The following is a 23728-nucleotide window of genomic DNA, read 5'->3' on the forward strand; positions in this document are numbered from 1 at the left end:
CATCAAGCGAGGACGGAGAAGCGGCAGCTGTCCCGTGGATGTGTGATTTTGTGAGCCGTTATGGTAAAATTTTTAGATACTTTATGAATGTATGCTATCTCAAACCCGGGAGGATTGCCGCCATGGCTTTTCGCGTATCCGCTGTACAATATCATCTGCACACTATCTCCTCCTTCGAGGAGTTTGCCGCCCAGTGTGAGCACTATATTAGAACCGCCGGAGAGTACGGCGCTGAATTTATCCTGTTCCCCGAATTTCTCACGACACAGCTGATGTCTATAGGGAATGAACACGGAGAAACTCTGGGAATAGAGGATCTGCCGCAGTTCACAGACCGTTACCGGGAGATGTTCTCCGGGTATGCCAGGAAATATGCAGTACATATAATCGGAGGCACCCATGTGCTGCGCCGCAGCGGGAAGCTTTATAATGTAGCCCATCTCTTTTACCCGGACGGCAGAATTGCCGAGCAGCCCAAGCTGCATATTATACCGGCTGAGGTAGAGGGGTGGAATATGGGAGCCGGTGAAGAGCTGCAGGTCTTCCAGACCGAACAGGGAACCATCGCCATGCTGACCTGCTACGATATTGAATTCCCGGAGATTGTGCGCATGGCCCGGGCCAAGGGTGCGGATGTGATCTTCTGCCCTTCCTGTACGGATGACCGCCACGGCTTCCACCGCGTGAGATATACCAGCCATGCCCGCGCCATTGAGAATCAGATATATGTTGTGCTTACGGGGACCGTAGGCTCGTTGCCTACGGTGGATCTGATGCGGGCCAACTTCGGGCAGGCTGCGGTAATTACGCCGAATGATATTCCGTTTCCTCCGCAGGGGCTGCTGGCAGAAGGAGAAATTAACGGCGATATGATCGTCACGGCCGATCTCGATCTGGAGCTGCTGTACCGCGTCCGGGAGCACGGATCAGTCACTACGTGGCGTGACCGCCGGACGGATCTGTATACAGACTGGAAGTAGGGGGCAGGGCAGAGGATGTATTACAAGAGGTTTTATGCTTTTGACGGCGCAACACCGGTGCCTGCAGTAATCCGCAGCTACAAGGAGTCTGACTTCACGGAACTGATCAGGGTCCAGTAGGAAGCCTTTCCGCCGCCTTATCCAGCAGAGCTGTGGTGGAACCGGGAGCAGCTGCTGAATCATGTAACGCTTTTTCCCGAGGGGGCCCTGGCTGTGGAAGTGGACGGGGAACTGGCCGGTTCGGTTACCGGGCTCATCATCCGCTCGGGCCCGGAGGCGCTGCATCACACCTGGTCGGAGGTTACCGCAGACGGCTATCTGACCACGCATGAGCCGGACGGGAATACGCTGTATATTGCCGATTTGTGTGTCCGCCCGAAATACCGCAAGCTGGGTCTGGGCAAGGAGCTGGTCCAGTCGTTGTATCACGTTGTAGTGGAGCAGAAGCTCGAACGGCTGCTGGGAGCAGGCCGGATGCCGGGGTATCATCTGATGGCGGACCGGATGACCGCAGAGGAATATCTGGCCGGGGTAGTAGCCGGAAGGTGGACTGATCCGGTCATTACCTTTCTGCTGCGGTGCGGCCGGGTTCCGGTAACGGTGGTAGCGGATTATCTCGAGGATGAGGAATCAGGGAATTATGCTGCGCTTATGGAATGGAAGAATCCTTTTTATAAGTGAATATAACCGATCATTGAAGGAGTTCGTTGACTATGGAATATAGAAGAATTACAGCGCTTGCCGATCCGTTGTTCAGACAGGTGCACCAGTTATTGTCCGAAGTCTTTCCTCCCGAGGAAGTGCTGGAATACAGCTTGTGGAAGGAGCCGCTGGAAGACCCGGGCATTCGTGTGTTCGCTGCCGTGCATGAGGGGACTGTTGTAGGCACTACGGAGTACCGCTATTATGCGGACTGGAATGTGGCGATGACCGACTTCACCATCATTGGCCGGGAGGGCCTGGGCATCGGGCGTTTTTTGGCTCATAACCGCTTGAAGGACCTGCATAAGCTGGCCGGGGATAATAACTGTGAGCTGCTGGGCATGTTCGCCGAGATCTATGATCCTTACCGGGTCGCGTATGATTTTGGCGGAATTAAGCCGATGGACCCGTTCGTCCGCCGCGAGGTCCTGTCGCATCTGGGCTATAGAAGGATTGATATTCCGTATGTTCATCCTTCCTGGCAGGGGGACGGTGAGGCGGTGTCCGGTCTTGACCTCTGCTTCATGCCCGTTAGTGAAGAGCTGGAGAGAATTGCAGCGCCGCTCGTGGCCGATTTCCTGACCCGTTATTACGCTGTGCTATCGGATAAGCCGGAAGCCTGGACGTCCATGATCAGCCAGCTCCGGAGCATGGATAGCGTGGCATTACTGCCGCTGTGATGGTTGGTGATAGATGAAATATCCATTGAATTGCTCTCCCGATCTGGATATAGTGTACAATGGGAAAGCGAATATGACCTCTATGAATAACAAGTACGAATAAGCGAGGAACGTGTGATGACTGAAGGGCAGCAAGGCAAATACGGTGTTTCTGTAACACTGGTAAGTGTGCAGGGCACAGAGCGGAATGTGGTACAGGCTGCAGGTGAAGTCATACCTAAGGGGCAGTCACTGTATATCCGTTATGAAGAGCGGCAGCCCGGCCCGGAGGGCGCAGAGGCTACTATACAGAACACGCTGAAGATTTCAGAGGGCAGAATCAAGCTGATCCGCCATGGCGCTGTCCAGTCGGAGCAGTCTTTTGAGACGGGGCAACCGCTGCCTGGATTCTACCGCTCGCCTTATACACAATTCAATCTCACCACCGACACTAAGAAATTAGACATCAAGCGCGAAGGAAGATCGCTTGCGGTTTCATGGGAATATGATCTCTACGTATACGGGGAATGTTCAGGACAGTTCGCTATAAGTTTGAATATACAGGAGGAACCACAATCATGACACACAATTTAAATCCGCTTCAGCTTGCCCACGAACGGGTGAAGGAGGCCATTGCCGATGCAGTTGTAGCTGCCGGTCTGGTGTCCCGCGAAGAGCTGCCTGCCATTGTGCTGGAAGTGCCGAAGGACAAGGCTCACGGAGATATGGCCACGAATGCAGCGATGCAGCTGACCAAGCTCGCGAAGCGCAACCCGCGGCAGATCGCCGAGGCGATTATCGAGCACCTGGACACCGGCCGCGCTTCTATAGAGAAGGCCGAAATTGCCGGACCGGGCTTCATCAACTTCACTTTGTCCAAAAGCTATCTGTATCCCGTTATTGCACTTGTGGCCGAGCAGGCTGACGATTATGGCCGTGTGGATATAGGCCAGGGTAAGCATGTTGAGATGGAATTTGTCAGCGCGAACCCTACAGGCAGCCTTCATCTGGGACATGCCCGCGGAGCTGCCGTCGGTGATGCACTATGCAACGTGCTGGATTATGCCGGATACAAGGTGACCCGGGAGTACTACATTAACGATGCCGGGAACCAGGTCGCCAATCTGTGCAAATCCATCGAGACCCGTTACCTGCAGGAGCTGGGCCAACCGGCTGAGATGCCGGAGGACGGTTATCATGGAGAAGATATCAAAGGCTTCGCCAGGGAGCTGGTAGCGGAGAAGGGCGATTCCCTGCTCGCCATGACACCGGGGGACCGGGCGGCATTCTTCCGCACCTACGGCCTTGAGAAGGAATTGGACAAAATCAAACGCGACCTCAGCCGGTTCCGCGTGAACTTCGATATCTGGTTCAGCGAAACCTCTCTCTATGAGAACGGGGAAGTGCTGCGTTCGCTGGATGAGCTTCGTGAACGCGGTGAAGTCTATGACAAAGAAGGCGCCACCTGGCTGCAAACCACCAAATACGGTGACGATAAGGACCGCGTGCTGATTAAGAATGATGGCACCTATACGTACCTCACACCGGATATTGCCTACCATAGCGACAAATACGGCCGCGGCTACGATACAATGATCAACATCTGGGGAGCGGACCACCACGGCTACATTCCACGGATGAAGGCAGCCATGGCGGCCCTCGGTAATGACCCCGAGAAGCTGGTGGTGCTGATAGCCCAGATGGTCAGCCTGTTCCAGGACGGCGAGAAGGTCAAGATGTCCAAGCGTACCGGCAAAGCCGTTACCATGGAAGACCTGATGGAAGAAGTCGGAGTGGACGCCATCCGTTACTTCTTCACCATGCGCAGTATGGATTCGCATTTGGACTTTGACATGGATCTGGCCATTTCGACATCCAATGAGAACCCTGTATTCTATGTGCAGTACGCACATGCACGTATTTGCAGCATTTTCCGCCAGGCGGAGGAGCAGGGGATTGTGCTGCCGGAGGCAGACAAGATCGACTACAGCAAGCTGACCGCTGTTCATGAATATGACCTGCTCCGCAAAATCGGTGAGCTGCCTGCGGAAATTACGATTGCCGCCGAAGGCTACGCGCCGCACCGTCTGGTCCGCTATGTATACGACCTGGCTTCTCTGTTCCACAGCTACTACAAGGCAGAGCGCGTAATCACCGAGGATGCTGCTCAGACCGTTGCCCGTCTTGCTCTGCTGGGCGCTGCGCGGACGACGATTGCCAACGTTCTGCGTCTGGTTGGCGTTACCGCACCAGACCGGATGTAACTTGCTGGAGCTATACAGGCTAAGCGCCACCCCTTTTCGGGGGTGGCGCTTTTGGTCTCGTCATGCGGCCGGTTCTGCCGAAAGTGTACGGCGGAACCGGTCAGATGACAGGTTGACGGGAGACAGGTGGATTTTGTCCACTTGCTGATGAACGGATGAACCTTGCGGCAACGGCAGTTGGAAAAATAGCACTTATGTCAGCACATTTAACCCACATTAGCGAATTCAAACAAAATTAGATGTCATTTATCCACTTGCTTACGTCTATTTCTCGAAAATTGGCGAATTAAGATACATTATTCCATTTGTTTGTTGAAGGAGCCGGTACCCCGCCGTACCGTACGCTTATGCCTCCGAGCTTACGGCCGGATTGTATAGTGACGGGAAATAGAATTGGTGAGGATCTCGTTGGAACAACGGAACTGTCAGGGGAATCTTGCCGGATTAAGCAGCTGCGCTTAAGTTTGCTGGACCTATGAAGAGTTTCAAAAAAGAAGCTTATATGAGAATATTATGCAACTTTTGAAAGAGCAGTTCAGTCTATTATAGTGAGGTGACAGATCAACAAGGAGGATATTTACATGAACTATAAAGGGAAAGCCCTGATTACCGGCCTGCTGTTTGGTGCTTTATTAGCAGGATGCAGTCAGAATGAAAATTCTACTTTAGATAATTCAACCTCTCCTGAAACTGCACAAAATCAGAATGTAAATTCGACCAATAATGCAGGTGAAGGAATGACAGAAGCAGAGCCACTATCTTATACAGCAGAACAAAAAAATGAAATTAGTGAAGCTGCTAAGAAAGCCAGATTAGATAAAGTTTACATCCCTACAGTAGGCTTAGGTGTTGATGATTACCTGGATCGTGTAGAAGTTAAAGACAATCAAGTCCGTATTGTATTTATTCGAGGTTCAATCACTCAATCCAAAGAAGAACTTAAACCAACTAACGAGATTGCTTCGACTAAAGAAGTTGAACTTTCAAAAAATGTATCTGGGAAATGGATTACTGAAGAGAATGGAGCAACGTCTTTATACTTTGAGAAAGACGGACTGTATTTCAGTATGAATTCAGCTAGAACCTTTTTTCAGGCTGATTATGAGAGAGCGGCCGCTTCGCTTGAACCATTAAAGTAAGTTTCTTCGCTATCTCCCTAATGGGCAGAACGGATTGAAATCACTACATATAGGATGCAAAACAACCGCCTGGATTCAGGCGGTTGTTTTAATGTGGACCAACGCGCCGCCAGAGGAATGAAAGGAAAAGAAACAACAGGAAGGTTAGTACAAGGGGAGGGACTGGGGGGCGGTTGGGACAGATTAACGCCGGGTTGGCCAGAAGCGTAACCGGCGCAAAACAGCTGTATTAGAAATTTGTAAACACTTCGCGCAAGATTCGGTATGCCCTTTGTTGCTGTTCATGATCTTGTTCCTTTAAAAGCAGAACGATCTTCCAAATCCATTCGTCAGCTTTGAAGCGTTCGTATTGCTCATGATCAAATGTAATAGCAATCTGCGTATGTAGCGCTTCAGCAATCTTTTCCAGCGTTTGAAGCTGTATGTTTTGCTCACCGCGTTCCACGCGGCCAATGTAAGTCCCTTGAGACTCTATCGCTTCAGCTAGCTGTTCTTGCGTCATTCCTGCCAAGGTCCGGTAGTGCCGAATTTGCTCTCCAATTGCTTTTGCCAAGTCGCTCACGTTGGTTATCACCCCTTCCTACTAGAAGTGTAGACCAGTGATTGGACAACCTTGGAGAGTTCTGAAAGTTCAAAAAAAATATCATTGAACTTTAAGGTTCTTTTAGGGTATAATTTCCACATATTGTATGCATAACATGTGGAAAGATGGAGGCGCGCGCCATGTTCCTTCCGATGATTGAGTTCTTCGCGTGTTCACGTAAATAAATACGAAAATGCGTTGTTGACCACCGTTTTGGAACTTTTCTGAAAGGAGGTTGTATCTATCTTGGAAGTTAAAAATTCTATACGTGAGATTTTGTTGAAGTATATGCGGGCCAATGATATGAGCTACGCAAAATTTACTGAGATTTCTGGAATCAATTCGGGATCACTTAGCCGGATACTTCAGGGAAGTAGGCCAATCTCAGTAAAGCAATTAGAATTAATCACGGGGGCGCTGGGGTTAGCGGAAGATGCTCTGTTCGGTTCATATGTAGAAGAGTGTTTTGCTTTTTTTGCTTCGATGCGCCGAATACGTCCGTTTATTATCAAGTGCGCGGTGCTGGATCGTCTGGATTGCATTGAGCGGATTGTTCTGCGGCTATTGGATAATTTGTCTTATGTTCCAGCGTTATTTGATGTTGCTGAAGAACTATTTGCCAGCAAGCATCATCAAGCAGCGGCATTGCTCTATGATAATGTGAGTAAAGCTGAAAAATTTCAGCATTCTGAGCGTTTGGCATTTTGCCGTTATCGTTTATTTTTAGTCGAGCTAGGGACTGACTTGGAATCAAACTATAGAGCAGCCATGGTATTTGAAGATTATGTGAATCGTTTACATGAAGCCGACCAGTTGGAAGCACTTAAGCGCCTTATTGATGTGTTGGTTACAGTACATAAGTGGAAAAGAGTAGATGAACTGGCTGCTGAGATGCTTCGAATTTCTCAAATTCAGTATGATTTACAAGCCGTTGGAGGAAGTGAGAAGCAGCCTGAACGACCAATCTACTTTTACATCCTTTATGCTTGGCTGGTGCGCTCGGCTGTATGCGAAGAATATAAGGATTACCCTGGTGCTTTGAAATATGTGTCTCTTTATGCTGAAGCGGAGTGGATACGGGAAAAAGATCAGTCAGCAGCTAGGTATAAAAAACAGTTTTCTGAATGGGCCATAGCTAATGGTTACCTATACCGGGTGATGTCTGGTGATGCTCAAGCCATAGATGAGTATGCCGACTTTGTGGCTGACCACCCGGAAGAGATTTTTATCGCGTTGAGTCAAATCGTCCAAGCAGCCAATCAATTTGGTTATGACATTGATCGTATCTTGGAACGTTTCTCTGATTACTTCCCATTTAAGGAGATGGCGGGTGAACAAGGTCAGTACAATGTCTCCGTCATTTCGGAGAAGAGCGCTCAGTTTTTAAGTGACTTGGGAGTATATACATTCAAGAAAAATCAGGGCAATGCAATAAATCTTATATTAGAAGGATTGGATTTTTCTGTTAATATAAACAGTGTACGGAATGTGATTACCTGTATGACTCTTTTTGAGCAATATCGTGATTATGCAGATCAAGAAGCGAAAAAGAAATTTAAAAAACTCGCGAGTGAGGTGCATCGGATCAATGCGAAAAAGAACGTGGTTCCTCTTAGTTTCGTTTAGTTGTCTTGTTGCGACTGTGGCTCCTATTATGACTACACTAATCACAATGGGGCATGGTGTCGGTTGGGGCTAAGGTGTTGACAACTTCATTGTAATGCACAAAAAAGCTTTCCTTCAAGGGAAAGCTTTTTTGTGCATTAAGACGGCATTTTAAATTTGTTGTAACCAGTATTAGCAAAGAAATGGTGAGTTGCCATCTGAGTATCGAGTAATCATTTGACATAAAAACCTAAAATATTACACAAAGGAGATGTTGCTCAACGATGAAAAAAAGCATGCTCATGCAACTTCGGATTGAACGTGCCCGGAATCGCCTTTACACCCTGACAAACCAGTATGGGAATTTTCAGCATCCTGCTGTAATCAAGCAATCGATGGTACTGGATGAATTGATTAATCAGTACAATGTGATCGGAGAGCAATTAAAAAAGCCGATTGGGTGAACAATCGACTTTGGGCGAGAAACTTTGTCGGGTTCGCTCGCCCCTTTAGTTTAACAGATGATGCTAAAACACGGAAAAATAGCTGTAGAATTTATGAAGGAGCTGTACTTGCCCCGTGGATCAATGTCTCCAAGTGGCTCTTTTTTGTTTGCTGTCTGTCTGAGTCAAAACTACCTAGATGTACTTTATCCACTTGTTCCCGCCTTACCTTTGAAAATTGCCGAATTAAGATACGTTATTCCACTTGCTTATGGCAACAGCCGATATCGCGGACCTCCGCCGCGCACCTACGCTTTCGCGGCCGCGGCCTTGGCAACGCCGCTTCCGTCGCTACTGCCGCCGCTGCCAGCGCCACCGCTGCTGCGCCGGGCCCGGATGCCTACGCGCAGCAGGCGCAGCGCATCGGCCGCACCGCCGCCCAGGGAGGCGCGGCGCTGGCCCTTGCGCAGCCGCACCGGCGAGGCGGTGCGGCGCAGGAGCAGCTTCAGCTCGCGGGGCGACAGCCCCGGCCGCAGCGCGAGCAGCAGGGCCGCGGCACCGGTGACATGGGAGGTCGCCATGGAGGTGCCGCTCATTTCCTTATACCCCTCCCGCAGCCAGCAGGAGGGGATACCTTCGCCCGGACCGTAGACGTCAATGTATGGTCCGCGGTTGCTGAAGGCCGCGATGCGCTGCCTTCTGTCAAGGGCGCCTACGGCAATAGTCTCCGGATACCGCGCGGGGTAATCCCCGCCGCGCTTGCCGTCGTTGCCGGAGGAGGCGATGATGGCGATCCCGGCCCGGTAGGCCTTGATCACTACATCATGCAGAGCCTTGCTCCGGTTCCTCATGCCGAAGCTCATATTGATGATATCGACTTTGTTCTGTACGCACCAATCGATGCCAAGGACAATGTCCGACACATAGGCGGAGCCGTTGTGGTCGAAGGCCTTGACCGGATAGAGCAGCGCCCGGGGGGCTACGCCCATCATGCTGCGCGTGCCCCCGGCTGCGGCCAGCGTTCCGGCAATATGTGTGCCGTGTCCGTTGTCATCCAGCGGCATCATGCCGCGGTTCAGCAGATTTACCCCGGAAGCCAGCGTATGCTTCAGATCGGGATGGCGGAAGTCAACGCCCGTATCAATGACGCCGATCTTCACGTGTACACCGGTGGATCTCGACCAGGCCTGCGGCGCGCGGATAGCCTTGACGCCCCAGGGCATCATGGAAGGACCGCTGGGGTCCGCCAAGGCCGAGTGAACCTGAATCCGGTGGTCTTCTTCTATACATAGGGAATCCGCATAACGGTCCATCAGCTTCCCTGCTCCCGCAGCGGGCACGAAGAAAGCCTGGATCAGTGCAGATACCTGAACCTGCCGCAGACCAGGCTTCTTTGTCTTCAGGGACTTCCACTGTGAGAGTGCTCCGGCATACATACGGGGGTCGTTGAAGGTCACAATATGCCGCTGTGCACTTTTGGGGGCAGCCTTCATTTCTTCAAGCAGCATCTGCCAAAATCCGTAATAATCCATAAGTTACGCCGTCCCCTCCTCGGTGCCGTGCTGCCATATAGTATGAAGGAGGGAGGGTCTCCGAATGGGAACTTGCCCTTTTTTAACGAAATAGGCTGCCCATCGTGTCAAAAAGCGATAGTTCACATAAAATAAACAGAGGGAACCGCAAGGCTCCCTGCAACATCCCGTAAGGAGCCGATCCTTGGCGTGGATACAGTCATGTGCGGAGGGATTTCCCTCCGCCTTTTTAAAAACTTAAGAAATTAAGGTTTCACATATAACTTATCCTTCTATTTCCCGCGGAACGCCGCGTTTATCGCCCATTGCGAGCGGACAAGCCTTCCCCGGCTGAAGTACCGCACATTCTCTTTCCGGATCTTGCTGCAATAGACTTGCAATTTACCCGCAAATAGGTTTTACTTAGGTTTGTTAATGGATATCATGAATGAAGCATGAGTTAATGTGAACAATGCGTGAGAGGAAGTGTCCTTTAGTGAGTACGCCACTCAATTTAAAGCTGGACCCTGAGAAAGTTAAAGAAATGCCGATGGTAGACCTGGCTTTCCTGGTGCTTAAGGGTGCCAATACGCCTTACTACTACCGTGATCTGATGGTTGAGGTTGCCAAGCTGCGCGGTATGACCGAACAAGAGAGCCAAGATACGATTGCCCAGTTATATACCGAGATTAATATTGACGGGCGTTTTGCCTGTGTCGGAACCAACCTGTGGGGCCTGAAGCGCTGGTATCCGCTGGAACGCTCCGATGACCCTGTCGGCAACACCAAGCGCGTGCGGATCATCAACGATGAGGACGACGATTTGGAAGATGACGACTTTGCTGAAGAAGATGAGAATTACGCTGCCGAGGAAGAGGATTTCGATGCGATTGATGAAGATCGCGACGACCTCTATTCAGACGACGACAGCGAAGAGGAAGTTGACGAAGATGTGGTCATTGATGAAGACGACATTGACGAAGACGATGCGGACGAGGAAGATTCCGAAGACGGCGAAGAAGATGAAGCCGATGAGGAAGAAGAAGATTAATTTTAGAATAGTCTCTCCGGCGGGATAATTCGTCCCTTGACAGGGGCAGGACCGTCAGAGTAAACTATTGCATGGGCTTATAATGAAAGTTAATATGTTTTCTTAAAATAAAAAGTGCCCCGGGTCTACGGGTGTCACTTTTTTGTTTTTTTTAAAGATAATAAGGGCTGTGCTTCGCGCAATAATGTTTCTTATCCTTGTTGCGGTTTTCTGCGGTTTCAGGGCCGTTCGGTCCTGAATGTCGGCGGGTGGAAGCAACTTTCCGGTTCCCCGGTTGGATGATGGAAAAAAGGGTTACGATAAGCAGCAAGCGTCCCCTGAATTTCTGGACTTTATTTAGGAGGGTTTTAGAGTGACAAAGTATATTTTCGTAACGGGTGGCGTCGTGTCCTCGCTTGGCAAAGGCATTACCGCTGCTTCGCTGGGCAGACTGCTCAAGAACAGAGGTCTGAAGGTAACGATCCAGAAATTTGATCCTTACATTAACGTGGACCCGGGAACAATGAGTCCTTATCAGCACGGGGAAGTGTTCGTAACCGATGACGGTGCGGAGACGGACCTGGATCTTGGGCATTATGAACGGTTTATTGACATTAACCTGTCGAAGAACAGCAATGTAACGACAGGCAAAATCTATTCCTCGGTCATCAGCAAAGAACGCCGAGGGGAATATCTGGGCGGAACTGTACAGGTTATCCCGCATATTACGAACGAAATCAAGGAACGCGTATTCCGCGCCGGCCGTGAGACAGGCTCGGATGTAGTGATTACAGAAATCGGCGGCACCGTGGGCGATATCGAGAGTCTGCCGTTCATGGAAGCCATCCGTCAGATCAAGAGCGATATCGGCCGGGAGAATGTCATGTACATTCATGTTACCCTGATTCCTTATATCAAGGCAGCCGGTGAGGTCAAAACAAAGCCGACACAGCATAGCGTCAAGGAGCTGCGCAGCATTGGAATTCAGCCTAATGTGATCGTATGCCGTACGGAGTATCCGTTGACCGATGATATGAAGGCCAAGCTTGCTTTGTTCTGCGATATTGATAAGAATGCCGTTGTGGAATGCCGCGACGCTTCAACCCTGTATGAAGTTCCGCTTAACCTGCGTGACGAAGGATTGGATGAGATTGTCGTCAATCACCTGAAGCTGACCACACCTGCACCGGATATGCGTGAATGGGAGAGCATGCTGGAGCGGATTCAGAAGCTGGAGCGTACCGTTGAGATTGCTATCGTTGGTAAATATGTAGCGCTTCATGATGCTTATCTAAGTGTTGTTGAGTCTCTGTCCCATGCCGGATTTGCGTCCAATGCGGATGTGAAGCTCCGGTGGGTGGATGCAGAGCTGGTAACGGATGAGAATGTCCATGAGCTGCTGGGCGGCATCGGCGGGATTCTCGTTCCGGGTGGTTTCGGCGACCGGGGAATCGAAGGCAAAATCTCCGCTATCCGCTATGCGCGCGAGAAGTCCATTCCGTTCTTCGGAATCTGCCTGGGGATGCAGGTTTCCGTAATCGAATACGGCCGTTCCGTTCTGGGACTGGCTGGGGCGAACAGCTCCGAGATCGATCCTGCTACTCCGTACCCGCTGATTGACCTCCTGCCAGAGCAGAAGGATGTTGAGGATATGGGCGGCACCATGCGCCTCGGACTGTATCCTTGTAAGCTTTTGCCGGATTCACTGGCTATGTCCTGCTACGATGATGAGCTGGTCTATGAACGCCACCGTCACCGGTATGAGTTCAATAATGCCTTCCGTGATGAGATGGAAAAAGCAGGACTGGTCATTTCCGGGACCTCCCCTGACGGACGTCTGGTGGAAATTGTCGAGCTGCCGGGTCATCCGTGGTTCCTGTCCGTGCAGTTCCATCCGGAATTCATCTCCCGTCCGAACCGTCCGCAGCCGTTGTTCCGTGAATTTGTCAAAGCTTCACTTGCACATTCCGAGCAAATCTAACAATTTGATGAACAGGCCTGCCGGAGCCCCCATTAGGGGGCTTCTTTTTTGAAAATATAATCTATAAGTTGCTAATCCTTCTATTTTTTGCTTTGAATATAACACGCGATGTCAATTATCCTTCAATTTCTCGCTAGAACGTTGTTTGCTTGGCACAATAGCTCACGGAGTTCAAGGGGACTGTACTCCCGTTTTTCAACTGGAAATACACCTGTATATGGCATAGATTTACGCATTTTAGCCAATTAGCAGGATTTTGGCTGCAAAGCACGAATAATAGGTTTCGTATAGACTAAGTTGAAGCGGGGCCGTTAGCTGTGAGAGGGCGCGGTATGGACAATCTGCCTTAAACTCTGGGAGGGTATCGTATGGAAAAAAAGAAAGTGTTAATCGTCGACGATCAGAATGGAATCCGGATTCTCCTCATGGAAGTATTCAATAGTGAAGGTTATGCCACCTTTCAGGCAGCTAACGGGAAATTGGCGCTGGAGATCGTGAAGAACGAATCGCCGGATATGGTTCTGCTCGATATGAAAATTCCGGGGATGGACGGACTGGAGATTCTCAAGCATTTGAAGGAGCTTAATCCGGCGATCAAAGTCATTATGATGACGGCCTACGGAGAGCTGGACATGATTAAGGAAGCGACCAAGCTGGGGGCCCTGATGCATTTTACCAAGCCGTTTGATATTGATGAGATGCGCGTTGCCGTCAATATGCATCTGCACAACAAGTCGGTTGACCAATGCAGCTAGCTTAGAGGTTTATAGTTTGGGGACGTCCTGTTATGGATACGCTAAATGAGGAAATAGTCCGCTGGTAAAGGGTTGGCTGAATATCGTCCCACCGGGACATTTTTTTGTGTATCCTATTTAGTATTTAACACAGGATGTGCTATAATAGGCCTGTATGTGATGTCGGCTTATATAAGCAACCCAATATTTTAGGAGGATTGAAACCATGCCATTAGTATCTATGACAGACATGTTGACCAAAGCACTTGAAGGAAAATATGCAGTTGGCCAGTTCAACATCAACAACCTGGAGTGGACTCAAGCGATTCTTGGTGCAGCAGAAGAAGAGAAGTCACCAGTAATCCTTGGTGTATCCGAAGGCGCAGCCCGTCACATGGGCGGCTTCTATACAGTAGTTAAGATGGTTGAAGGTCTTATTCATGACATGAAAATCACCGTTCCTGTAGCCATCCACTTGGACCACGGTTCAAGCTTTGACAAATGTAAAGATGCCATTGATGCCGGATTCACTTCCGTAATGATCGACGGCTCCCACCACCCAATCGACGAGAATATTGAAATGACCAAGAAGGTCGTTGAATATGCTCACGCTAAAGGTGTTTCTGTAGAAGCTGAAGTTGGTACTGTAGGCGGACAGGAAGATGACGTTATCGGCGGCATCCAATACGCTGACCTTAACGAATGCGTACGCATCGTCAAAGAAACCGGCATCGACACTCTGGCTCCTGCACTGGGTTCCGTACACGGTCCTTACCTGGGCGAACCAAACCTTGGATTCAAGGAAATGGAAGAGATCCGCGATGCGGTTAACCTTCCGCTTGTACTTCACGGCGGTACTGGTATTCCTGTACACGACATTCAGAAGTCCATCTCCCTGGGTACTTCCAAGATCAACGTTAACACTGAGAACCAAATCGCGTTCGCTAAGGTTGTCCGCGAAGTTCTTGCTGCTAAACCGGATGCTTACGACCCGCGTACATTCATCGCACCAGGCCGCGAAGCTATCAAGCAGACTGTTATCGGCAAAATCCGTGAATTCGGATCCAGCAACAAAGCCTAAGTATTACACTGCCGCATAACTTTGTTTTTCCGCACAAGCCATTTCGTTTTCCTCAGAAACGGGTGCCGTCCTTCGGATAAGGGCGGCACAGCCGTTTCTTCTTCTAATCACCAATCACAAGCAAGCCTATGTCACCTTAAGCCACAACTGGTATTGCCACAACAAGCTGCAATACACGTAGGGGGAACCAAATAAATTTATGGAAAAATTAATGATTGGCGGCGGACGTCCGCTAGAGGGCGTTGTAACCATCAGCGGAGCAAAGAATAGTGCAATTGCGCTGATTCCTGCGGCAATTTTGGCGGAATCTGAGGTTGTGCTGGATAATTTGCCTGCGCTCAGTGATGTTGCCGTTTACTCCGAAATTCTGGAGGAGCTTGGTGCAAGCGTGTCGTGGACAGGCAGCCAAATGAGAATTAATCCCTCCCGTATTGTATCCATTCCCATGCCTAACGGACCGGTTAAGAAACTCCGGGCTTCTTATTATATGATGGGTGCACTTCTGGGACGTTTCAAGGAAGCAACTATTGGACTACCCGGCGGCTGCAATTTCGAGCCCCGCCCGATTGACCAGCACATCAAAGGCTTTGAGGCACTTGGGGCGACAGTGACCAATGACCATGGCTCTATTCACCTGTATGCCAAAGAACTGCGCGGTGCCAAGATCTACCTGGATGTCTCCAGTGTCGGCGCCACCATTAATATTATGCTCGCGGCCTCCCGTGCCAAAGGCTCTACAATTATTGAAAATGCGGCTAAAGAGCCTGAGATTATAGATGTAGCTACCCTATTGAACTCTATGGGCGCTGTTATTAAAGGCGCCGGTACAGAAACGATCCGGATTGAAGGCGTAACTGAAATGCACGGTTGCCGCCATTCCATTATTCCCGACCGTATTCAAGCTGGAACATACATGATTGCAGCTGCGGCTACGCGCGGCAATGTCTTAATTGATAACGTAATTCCCAAGCATCTGGAGGCGCTCACTGCCAAGCTGCTGGAAATGGGAGTAGACATAGAAGAGCTGGATGAGAGTATCAGGGTCATCGGCAAGGCCAAGTACCAGCATGCCGATGTCAAAGCGTTGATCTACCCCGGGTTCGCCACTGATTTGCAATCTCCGATGACCAGTATGCTTACTCAGGCTGAGGGAGTCAGCGTCCTGAGCGATTTCGTATACAGCAACCGCTTCAAGCATGTCCCTGAATTAGTCCGTATGGGCGCTAAGATTCGTGTAGAAGGACGTTCCGCAATTATTGAAGGCGGCAAGCTCAATGCTGCCAAGGTGAAGGCTGCTGATCTCCGGGCAGGCGCAGCCCTGGTTATAGCCGGGCTTACCGTAGAGGAAGGCATCACTGAAGTGACGGGCGTGGAGTATATTGACCGCGGTTATGATAACCTCGTAAGCAACCTTCGTAATTTGGGAGCCGATGTTTGGCGCGAGAACGAATAGTCAGGATTCCCGGATTGGACAGGGAGAATTTGCGGGCGGACTGCATATCTCTTTCCAATTCGGGTAATCCTATCCTAATAAGCATTTTCATAGACTCATATATTCCATAAAAATTGAATAGGTGGTTATTGCACATGGATCTTCAAATTTCCGATCTGGAAGAAATGAAGCTTACCGATCTGTATAAGCTGGCCAAGAAATACCAGATCCCTTATTACGGAACGCTTAAGAAGCGGGAGTTAATCTTCGCCATTCTTCGGGCACAGGCTGAGCAGAGCGGTCTTATGTTTATGGAAGGCGTGCTTGAGATTCTGCCGGAAGGCTATGGCTTCCTCAGGCCGATCAACTACTTGCCGAGTGCAGAGGATATTTATATCTCCGCCTCGCAGATCCGCAAGTTTGACCTAAGAAGCGGAGACCTGGTATCCGGGAAATGCCGGACCCCCAAAGAGAACGAACGTTATTTTGGATTGCTGCAGGTCAATGCCGTCAATGGCGAGAACCCTGCTACTGCGGCTGAACGGCTGCATTTCCCGGCGCTTACGCCGCTGTATCCGCAAGACAAGCTGCCGCTCGAAACATCCCCAACCCATCTGTCTACCCGTATTATGGATTTGCTTGCTCCTGTAGGTCTGGGACAGCGTGGTTTGATTGTAGCACCTCCCAAAGCAGGTAAGACGCTCCTTCTGAAAGAAATTGCCAACAGCATCTCCACTAATAATCCTGAGATTTCGCTGTTTGTACTGCTAATTGACGAACGCCCCGAGGAAGTAACGGATATGCAGCGTTCGGTTAAAGGTGAGGTAGTGGCTTCGACATTCGATGAGCTGCCGGAGAATCATATCAAAGTGGCTGAGCTTGTGCTGCAGCGTGCGCTGCGGCTGGTAGAGCACAAGAAGGATGTCGTAATTCTGCTGGACAGCATTACCCGTCTTGCCCGTGCCTACAATCTCGTGGTTCCGCCATCCGGCCGGACCCTGAGCGGAGGGATTGATCCCGCCGCCTTCCATCGTCCCAAGCGCTTCTTCGGTTCCGCGCGTAACGTGGAAGAAGGCGGAAGCTTGACCATTCTGGCAACCGCGCTGATTGATACCGGATCGCGTATGGACGATATTATCTACGAAGAATTCAAGGGTACAGGGAACATGGAGCTTCATCTGGACCGTAAGCTGGCAGAACGCCGTATCTTCCCGGCTATTGATATCCGCCGTTCGGGTACACGCCGCGAAGAAGTGCTGCTCAGCAAGGAAGAGCTCGATACCATCTGGTCCATCCGTAAAAATATGAACGAATCCTACGACTTCGTAGAAGGTTTCCTGAAGAAGCTGCGTGACACCAAGACGAATGCTGAATTCCTGGCCTCTTTTGATGTAGCCGGCAATAAGGATTCCTCGTCCGCAAGCGGTACCGCCAGCAAGGGCGGAACCTCGAACAGCGGATCGTCCGCCCGCCGCACCCCGCGGCCCAAGGCCCCTTCGGTGCCTACAACCTGAGAAATGATAACAAGAGGAGAATAACATGTATTTGGTATATGCCGACGGGCAAGGAAACGTATATGATCATCCCGAGCTGTATGCCCTGGCCCGCAGCGGGGATATGATTGTTGAGATACTGGAGGAAGAGTTGATCCCGTTGCCTGAAGGCGCCACCCTGGTAGGGCTGCCTAATACTCGCGCAATAGGAATGAATCCCGAGACAGGCGAAATGCTGCCGTTGCCGGCAGGCTCGCAGGCCGTTGGAGCGCTATTGCCGCAGGGCTATACCCGTCTATGTCTTCCCGGCTATGTCAAGACAGACAAGACGTATAAGCTTCCGCTCTTTGGTTATTCCGCAGTGGTGTGGAAGGATGGCGGATTCTATGTGGCCGCTGATCTGACCGATGATCCGGAGCAGTGGAATCCTATGAATTGTGACCGGGGCGATGTGAAGGCTGGTGTGGGTGACCTGACTGCCAAGTATCCGGAGAACCGCCTGTATAATCATCTGTCCAATTGTGCATTGGAATATGAATGCCTGACTTCCTCCAATACCTTCTTGGGCCGCTGGGAAGGCGCTGTTCCCGTCTCTTATTCCTGCAATGCCGGCTGCTTCGGCTGTATCTCTGAACAGCCGGATGACAGCGGATTTGTATCGCCGCAGACACGGATGAACTTCCGCCCTACAGCCAGTGAGGTCTCACAAGTGATGCTGGAGCATCTGAAGACACCGGAATCCATTGTAAGCTTTGGACAGGGCTGTGAAGGGGAACCTTCCACTCAGGCCAAGCTGATTATCGAGTCTATCCGTGAAGTGCGCTCCATTACGGATATGGGCTATATCAATATCAATACCAACGCCGGGTTAAGCGATCATATCCGCGGTATTGTGGATGCAGGACTTGATCTGATGCGGGTCAGTACGATCAGTGCATTGGATGACCATTATAATGCCTATTACAAGCCCCGCGGGTATACGCTGGCTAATGTAGAGAAGTCGCTGAAGTATGCTGCTTCACAAGGCGTATACACTTCCATCAACTATTTGATTTTTCCAGGTGTTACAGACCGTGAGGAAGAGATTGAAGCTATGGTGGAATTCGTCAGACGTACAGATCTGAAGCTGATTCAGATGCGTAATCTGAATATTGACCCGGAGAGTTATCTGGAACTGATTCCTCCGGCACAAGGCGAGATTCTCGGTATGAAGACGATGCTTGAGATCTTCCGTGAGGAGCTCCCGGGCGTTGTGATTGGCTCCTTCACCCATGTTCCGCCTGCTGAACTGGTCCGTGCCAAGCAGCGTGTAGTGAAGCTGTAGGGTACGGAAATTGGAAGCGGCCGGGGCTATTGCAGAGCCTGGGCTTCCATGCTAGAATGTAGCTTGCGTAATCATATAACTCTAGGCCCGCATGAGGCTTAGGGCGTGAGAGGTGAGATTTCATATGCAAACAGCAATTCAACCCAAGTACAATTTAACGAAGGTAACCTGCGCTTGTGGCCATACCTTTGAAGCAGGCTCGACGGTACAGGAGCTCCGCGTCGAGATTTGCTCCAACTGTCATCCGTTCTTCACCGGCAAGCAGAAGTTCCTGGATGCCGGCGGCCGTGTTGACAAATTCAAGAAGAAATATGGTATCTAATGGATCTGCCGCCTAAGCGGCATAAGATTTGGAACCCCTCCGGCTGTAACGGCTGCAGGGGTTTTCTTTTTGGAAAATATGCAGAGTTGATTTTTGTCCAGCTGTAAGCTATACTTATCTTCGCCGTGCTAGACGGGGAGGTAGCGGTGCCCTGTAACTCGCAATCCGCTGTAGCGAGGTTGAATTCCTGTTAGAGGTGCTGTCGATGTGAGGCCTTGGTTCCTATGGGCTGTGTTGACGGTTGGGTCCTCCGCAATGAGTGCTTGTGAACCTGGTCAGGTCCGGAAGGAAGCAGCCATAAGCGAGTTTGCTCTTGTGCCGGAGGGTGGCCTAGCCCGAGCAGTTTTGTAGGGTTACCGCTTGGATCGCAGCCATCAATAACAGGTGCACGGTTTACATACTAGGATGATAGCGTCTTTGCTACAAGCGAAGATGCTTTTTGTTTTTTTGCGGAATATAGTATAATAAATTAGCGACAAATGCCGGAAAGCGGCAGGCTGAGAGAGGGTAATGCATAGTGGAACATATCGCGCTGTACCGTGCTTGGCGGCCGCAGTCGTTTCAAGATATGGTAGGACAGCAGCATATTATCCAGACGCTGCAGAATGCGATCCGTGAACAGCGGGTTTCGCATGCCTACCTGTTCAGCGGACCGCGGGGAACCGGTAAGACGAGTGCTGCCAAGGTATTGGCCAAGGCAGTCAATTGCGAACAGGGCCCGGGTCCTGAGCCATGTAATGAATGTCCGTCTTGTCTGCGGATTACAGCAGGCAACATCATGGATGTTCAGGAGATTGACGCGGCGTCTAACCGGGGCGTTGAAGAGATTCGCGATCTGCGGGATAAGGTGAAATATGCGCCTACCGAAGTACGCCGCAAAGTGTATATTATTGATGAAGTGCATATGCTGACAACAGAGGCCTTCAATGCCCTGCTGAAGACGCTTGAAGAGCCGCCGCCGCATGTGATGTTCATTCTCGCGACCACCGAGCCGCATAAACTGCCGGCCACGATCATCTCACGTTGTCAGCGGTTTGACTTCCGCCGGGTCTCGCTGGAGGAACAGACGGGCCGTCTGACTGAGATTTGCCGGAAAGAAGGCATTACAGCGGATGCAGATGCCCTCCAGTACATTGCCCGCTTGTCTGACGGCGGGATGCGGGATGCGCTTAGCATTCTGGACCAGATCTCTTCTTTTACAGATGGGAACGTGACCTATCAGCAGGTGCTGGGAATGACCGGAGGGATTCCCTCCGAGCAGTTCGCCCGTCTGGCAACCGCCATTCTTGGAAGTGACATGGGACAACTGCTGGAACTTGTCGAGCAGATGATGCATGAGGGCAAGAGTGCAGATAAATGCCTGGAGAATCTTCTGTATTACTTCCGTGATTTACTGATGATCAAGATGGTGCCGGGAGCGGATCAATTAACGGACCGGGTGCTGAATCCGGCCGATTTCCGCGACATGGCAGCAGCCTTTACCCGCGACCGGTTATTTCTGATTGTGGAGACACTGAGCCGCTATCTTGGGGAAATGAAATATGCAACACATCCGCAGACTATATTTGAGGTAGCACTGATGAAGCTGTGCAGCGGTCCGCAGGATGCGGCTCCTTCGGCAGGCATTCCGGCTGTGAATGCTGACCTGCCTGCTGCCGGGCACAGCTCTCCGCCGGTTCAGTCCGGTGAGCTGGATCAGCTCAAACGGCAAATCGCCGCGCTGGAGAAGAAGCTGGAGCAGGCTATTCAATCCGGCGGCGTGGCCGGCGGGGGACGCGAGCAGGCAGTCCAGAGAACAGCCGCTCCTCCAAGTGCTCCGCGCGTATCTTCGGCGTCTAAGCTTCCGCCGCAGCTTGATAAGTTTATTGCGGGCAAGGATAGTCCCGATTTTAACGCAGTATATAAGCAGTGGAGCCATGTTCTTCAGGGTGTGAAGGAAGAGAAGGTTACTGTACACGCGTGGTTTGTAGACGGGGAACCCGTGGCGGTTATGGAAGATGCCGTGCTCGTCGCCTTCAAGAATACCATTCACCGCGATACCACCGAGAAGCCGGCCAACCGGCAGGTCATCGAGAACGTTATGAACGCTAAGCTGGGTAAGCCGTACCGGCTGGTAACCATGATGATGCGCGACTGGAGTGAAGCGGCAACCAAGTCTGCTTCAGCGGCCAGCACAGAAGAGCTGCGCCTGGAGCATGAGCATGAGACAGGCGAAGCGAAGTCCGAACCATGGATTGACGAGGCGATCCAGCTCTTTGGAGAAGACCTTGTTGTCATAAAAGAATAAGGATTCAGCCTATCAGCGCAGAGATGCGCATCCCAAAGGAGAGATGATGTATGAATAATATGAACCAAATGATGAAGCAGGTAAAAAAAATGCAGGAGCAGATGCTCAAAGCCCAGGAGGAACTGGGAAGCAAGACTATCGAGGGCTCCTCTGGCGGTGGCGTGGTTACCGTTCAGGTGAACGGCCACAAGAAGTTGCTGTCCATTCAGATTAAACCGGAGGTAGTGGACCCCGAAGATATCGAGATGCTGCAGGATCTGGTGATCACTGCTGTTAATGATGCTCTTACCCAGGCTGAAGATTTGGCTAATAACGATATGGGTAAATTCACCGGCGGAATGAAGATCCCTGGTTTATTCTAGGCTTACTCCACTCCCGACCAAAGGAGAACCATTACTTTGTATTATCCAGAACCGTTAGCCAAGCTGATAGAAGCTTTTACACGTTTGCCCGGTATTGGTCCGAAGACTGCCGCCCGGCTGGCCTTTCATGTGCTGAATATGAAGGAGGACGAGGTGATTGACTTCGCCAAGGCTCTGGTCAGTGTCAAACGTAATCTTCATTACTGCTCGGTCTGCTGCAACATCACGGATACCGACCCGTGCCGGATCTGTCAGGACAAAACCCGCGATGCTTCGGTAATCTGTGTGGTTCAGGACTCGAAGGATCTGGTGGCTATAGAACGAACCAAGGAATTTGACGGTTATTATCATGTGCTTCAGGGTGCTATTTCTCCTATGGAGGGGATAGGCCCAGATGATATCCGGCTCAAGGAGCTGTTGACCAGGCTCAGCGATGAGCGGGTGAAGGAGCTGATTATGGCAACCAATCCTAACATAGAGGGTGAGGCAACCGCCATGTATATCTCCCGTCTTGTCCGTCCATTCGAGATCAAGATCACCAGGATAGCCCATGGCTTGCCCGTAGGCGGCGATCTGGAGTATGCGGATGAGGTTACCCTGTCGAAGGCGCTGGAAGGCCGTCGAGAGCTGTTCTAAGTGTTATGCTGATGCATTATAAGTTTAGGGAGCCCCCAGGGCTCCCTTTTTTAATATAAATGAACGGTCAATATTTTGATAAAAGGTCTGCTGACTCTCTGACTCTTGGTTCTAAGTTTGTCCCTATTCCGATATGTATGAGATTAACGGGTGTGAATCGCCGGTTGGTTCTGCAGTTATTCATATAGGAGGGATTGCAATGGGATGGTGGAGTGCCAAGTGGCTGAGCGGGAGTGTGGAGAGGGAGAAGGAAGCGAAGGCGGAAGAGGAGTGGGGAGAAGTGTATCAGGAGGTGCGGAAAGCACAGTCTGATTGGGAGAGAGCCTATCTGATGTTTGACGAGGCACTCGGCCAGGATCAGATTGACTACGCTATCTATATTCTGGAGGCGGCTGAACGGAAATATCAGATCCATCTCAAAGATGCCAAGAGACTGGGTCTTGACCGGAGAGAGCTGCAATTATGAACATACTGAGCTGTGGAGGAGGATTGCGATGCTGAGAACGGTTGCTATGGGTGTACTGATTGTATCGGGGGTCTTACTGATACTGACGGTATTCAGAAAAAAATTGGGCTGGGCGTGGCTGAGCGTATTTGGAACTCATCTTATATTGGCTGCACTCGGTATTTACATCGTTAACTTCTCAGGTGTTCTAACGGATCTGCACATCCCGCTTAACCCGACAACAATAGGAGCTGTAACCCTGCTGGGCTTGCCGGGAGTGCTGATGTTATTGGGTTTGAAATTAACTTTATTTTAGAGGTTGACGAAGGTTGCCGATTCATGATACATTAAGTCTCGGCCCTTTGGACAAGAGATCTCCGGATCACTTGCCAGAAGCTAAAGCGAAAAAAGAAATTAAAAAAACGCTTGACTGAAACAAGGGTGCTGTGATATATTATAAAGGTCGCTGCTGAGACAAACATCGGCGATAAAAGATGAGACATTGATCTTTGAAAACTGAACAACGAGTGAGTGGGAAATCACGAAAGTGACTTCCAAAAATGATGAATTTCAAGGCGTCTTGACGCTTTAGAGATCTCATCGTAGAGAATGTAAATTCTCGTCAGATGTTTCAAAATGAGCAATCGCTCTTTCTAAATACCAATTTGGAGAGTTTGATCCTGGCTCAGGACGAACGCTGGCGGCATGCCTAATA

The 23728-nt window shown here is 50.5% G+C and carries 22 protein-coding genes, 1 other RNA gene and 1 pseudogene; 22 read left to right on the forward strand and 2 right to left on the reverse strand.

The window, feature by feature from the left end:
• The first annotated feature begins 122 nt into the window (after positions 1 to 122).
• From HQN87_RS31140 to HQN87_RS31165, 6 genes and pseudogenes are all read left to right on the forward strand, one after another.
• Complete coding sequence (locus tag HQN87_RS31140; protein ID WP_173141094.1) at positions 123 to 980, forward strand: carbon-nitrogen hydrolase family protein; 858 nt, start codon at positions 123 to 125, stop codon at positions 978 to 980.
• Positions 981 to 995: 15 nt separating this feature from the next.
• Positions 996 to 1661 (forward strand): annotated as a pseudogene (locus tag HQN87_RS31145) (GNAT family N-acetyltransferase).
• 32 nt (positions 1662 to 1693) lie between these two features.
• Positions 1694 to 2362, forward strand: coding sequence for a GNAT family N-acetyltransferase (locus HQN87_RS31150; protein ID WP_173141097.1), 669 nt, complete (start codon positions 1694 to 1696; stop codon positions 2360 to 2362).
• Between the two features lie 117 nt (positions 2363 to 2479).
• Positions 2480 to 2923 carry a YwiB family protein gene (locus HQN87_RS31155; protein ID WP_173141099.1) on the forward strand — a complete coding sequence of 148 codons (444 nt, stop codon included), beginning with the start codon at positions 2480 to 2482 and terminating at the stop codon, positions 2921 to 2923.
• Positions 2920 to 4605 (forward strand): arginine--tRNA ligase, encoded by a 1686-nt coding sequence (gene argS, locus HQN87_RS31160; protein WP_173141101.1) that lies wholly within the window; start codon positions 2920 to 2922, stop codon positions 4603 to 4605. Before HQN87_RS31155 ends, argS begins: the two co-directional genes overlap by 4 nt.
• 581 nt (positions 4606 to 5186) lie before the next feature.
• Complete coding sequence (locus HQN87_RS31165) at positions 5187 to 5744, forward strand: hypothetical protein (protein WP_173141103.1); 558 nt, start codon at positions 5187 to 5189, stop codon at positions 5742 to 5744.
• A gap of 229 nt (positions 5745 to 5973) precedes the next feature.
• Here HQN87_RS31165 and HQN87_RS31170 read toward each other — a convergent pair whose 3' ends face one another.
• On the reverse strand, positions 5974 to 6306 hold the full coding sequence (locus tag HQN87_RS31170; protein ID WP_246553201.1) for a helix-turn-helix domain-containing protein: 333 nt from the start codon (positions 6304 to 6306) through the stop codon (positions 5974 to 5976).
• A gap of 267 nt (positions 6307 to 6573) precedes the next feature.
• Here HQN87_RS31170 and HQN87_RS31175 point away from each other — a divergent pair, with 267 nt between their 5' ends.
• Entirely contained in the window at positions 6574 to 7953 is a 1380-nt protein-coding gene (locus tag HQN87_RS31175) for a helix-turn-helix domain-containing protein (RefSeq protein WP_254075744.1), read from the forward strand.
• Between the two features lie 263 nt (positions 7954 to 8216).
• On the forward strand, positions 8217 to 8396 hold the full coding sequence (locus tag HQN87_RS31180) for an aspartyl-phosphate phosphatase Spo0E family protein (protein WP_173141105.1): 180 nt from the start codon (positions 8217 to 8219) through the stop codon (positions 8394 to 8396).
• Positions 8397 to 8683: 287 nt separating this feature from the next.
• Here the strand turns inward: HQN87_RS31180 and HQN87_RS31185 are convergent, their stop codons facing one another.
• The gene (locus HQN87_RS31185; RefSeq protein WP_173141107.1) at positions 8684 to 9907 is read right to left on the reverse strand and encodes a S8 family peptidase; all 1224 of its coding nucleotides are present in this window, start codon (positions 9905 to 9907) and stop codon (positions 8684 to 8686) included.
• A gap of 475 nt (positions 9908 to 10382) precedes the next feature.
• On the opposite strand from HQN87_RS31185, the gene rpoE reads away from it, so the two are divergent.
• From rpoE to HQN87_RS31255, 14 genes are all read left to right on the forward strand, one after another.
• Positions 10383 to 10937: a DNA-directed RNA polymerase subunit delta gene (gene rpoE / locus HQN87_RS31190; RefSeq protein WP_173141109.1), complete on the forward strand. Its 555-nt coding sequence runs from the start codon at positions 10383 to 10385 to the stop codon at positions 10935 to 10937.
• Between the two features lie 352 nt (positions 10938 to 11289).
• Positions 11290 to 12897 carry a CTP synthase gene (gene pyrG, locus HQN87_RS31195; protein WP_173141111.1) on the forward strand — a complete coding sequence of 536 codons (1608 nt, stop codon included), beginning with the start codon at positions 11290 to 11292 and terminating at the stop codon, positions 12895 to 12897.
• Positions 12898 to 13265: 368 nt separating this feature from the next.
• A complete protein-coding gene (locus tag HQN87_RS31200; protein WP_042132729.1) occupies positions 13266 to 13652 on the forward strand; it encodes a response regulator in 387 nt (128 codons plus the stop codon).
• 205 nt (positions 13653 to 13857) lie between these two features.
• A complete protein-coding gene (gene fba / locus HQN87_RS31205) occupies positions 13858 to 14712 on the forward strand; it encodes a class II fructose-1,6-bisphosphate aldolase (RefSeq protein ID WP_039309634.1) in 855 nt (284 codons plus the stop codon).
• A gap of 199 nt (positions 14713 to 14911) precedes the next feature.
• The gene (gene murA / locus HQN87_RS31210) at positions 14912 to 16165 is read left to right on the forward strand and encodes a UDP-N-acetylglucosamine 1-carboxyvinyltransferase (RefSeq protein WP_173141113.1); all 1254 of its coding nucleotides are present in this window, start codon (positions 14912 to 14914) and stop codon (positions 16163 to 16165) included.
• 134 nt (positions 16166 to 16299) lie between these two features.
• Positions 16300 to 17658, forward strand: coding sequence for a transcription termination factor Rho (gene rho / locus HQN87_RS31215; protein ID WP_173141115.1), 1359 nt, complete (start codon positions 16300 to 16302; stop codon positions 17656 to 17658).
• A 25-nt stretch (positions 17659 to 17683) separates the two neighbouring features.
• The gene (locus HQN87_RS31220; protein ID WP_173141117.1) at positions 17684 to 18961 is read left to right on the forward strand and encodes a radical SAM family protein; all 1278 of its coding nucleotides are present in this window, start codon (positions 17684 to 17686) and stop codon (positions 18959 to 18961) included.
• 124 nt (positions 18962 to 19085) lie between these two features.
• Positions 19086 to 19283, forward strand: a complete 198-nt coding sequence (rpmE, locus tag HQN87_RS31225) for a 50S ribosomal protein L31 (RefSeq protein ID WP_173141119.1) — start codon at positions 19086 to 19088, stop codon at positions 19281 to 19283.
• Positions 19284 to 19406: 123 nt separating this feature from the next.
• Positions 19407 to 19675, forward strand: an RNA gene (gene ffs, locus HQN87_RS31230) — signal recognition particle sRNA large type.
• A 125-nt stretch (positions 19676 to 19800) separates the two neighbouring features.
• On the forward strand, positions 19801 to 21570 hold the full coding sequence (gene dnaX, locus HQN87_RS31235; protein WP_173141121.1) for a DNA polymerase III subunit gamma/tau: 1770 nt from the start codon (positions 19801 to 19803) through the stop codon (positions 21568 to 21570).
• A 50-nt stretch (positions 21571 to 21620) separates the two neighbouring features.
• The gene (locus HQN87_RS31240; protein ID WP_173141123.1) at positions 21621 to 21932 is read left to right on the forward strand and encodes a YbaB/EbfC family nucleoid-associated protein; all 312 of its coding nucleotides are present in this window, start codon (positions 21621 to 21623) and stop codon (positions 21930 to 21932) included.
• A 36-nt stretch (positions 21933 to 21968) separates the two neighbouring features.
• A complete protein-coding gene (gene recR, locus HQN87_RS31245) occupies positions 21969 to 22568 on the forward strand; it encodes a recombination mediator RecR (protein WP_036698882.1) in 600 nt (199 codons plus the stop codon).
• Between the two features lie 199 nt (positions 22569 to 22767).
• Positions 22768 to 23034, forward strand: a complete 267-nt coding sequence (locus HQN87_RS31250; protein WP_173141125.1) for a DUF2508 family protein — start codon at positions 22768 to 22770, stop codon at positions 23032 to 23034.
• Positions 23035 to 23062: 28 nt separating this feature from the next.
• Positions 23063 to 23329: a pro-sigmaK processing inhibitor BofA family protein gene (locus tag HQN87_RS31255; RefSeq protein WP_173141127.1), complete on the forward strand. Its 267-nt coding sequence runs from the start codon at positions 23063 to 23065 to the stop codon at positions 23327 to 23329.
• Positions 23330 to 23728: the final 399 nt, after the last annotated feature.

This window comes from Paenibacillus tritici, from assembly GCF_013204885.1.
In the GTDB taxonomy this organism is placed as follows: Bacteria; Bacillota; Bacilli; order Paenibacillales; family Paenibacillaceae; genus Paenibacillus_AQ; species Paenibacillus_AQ tritici.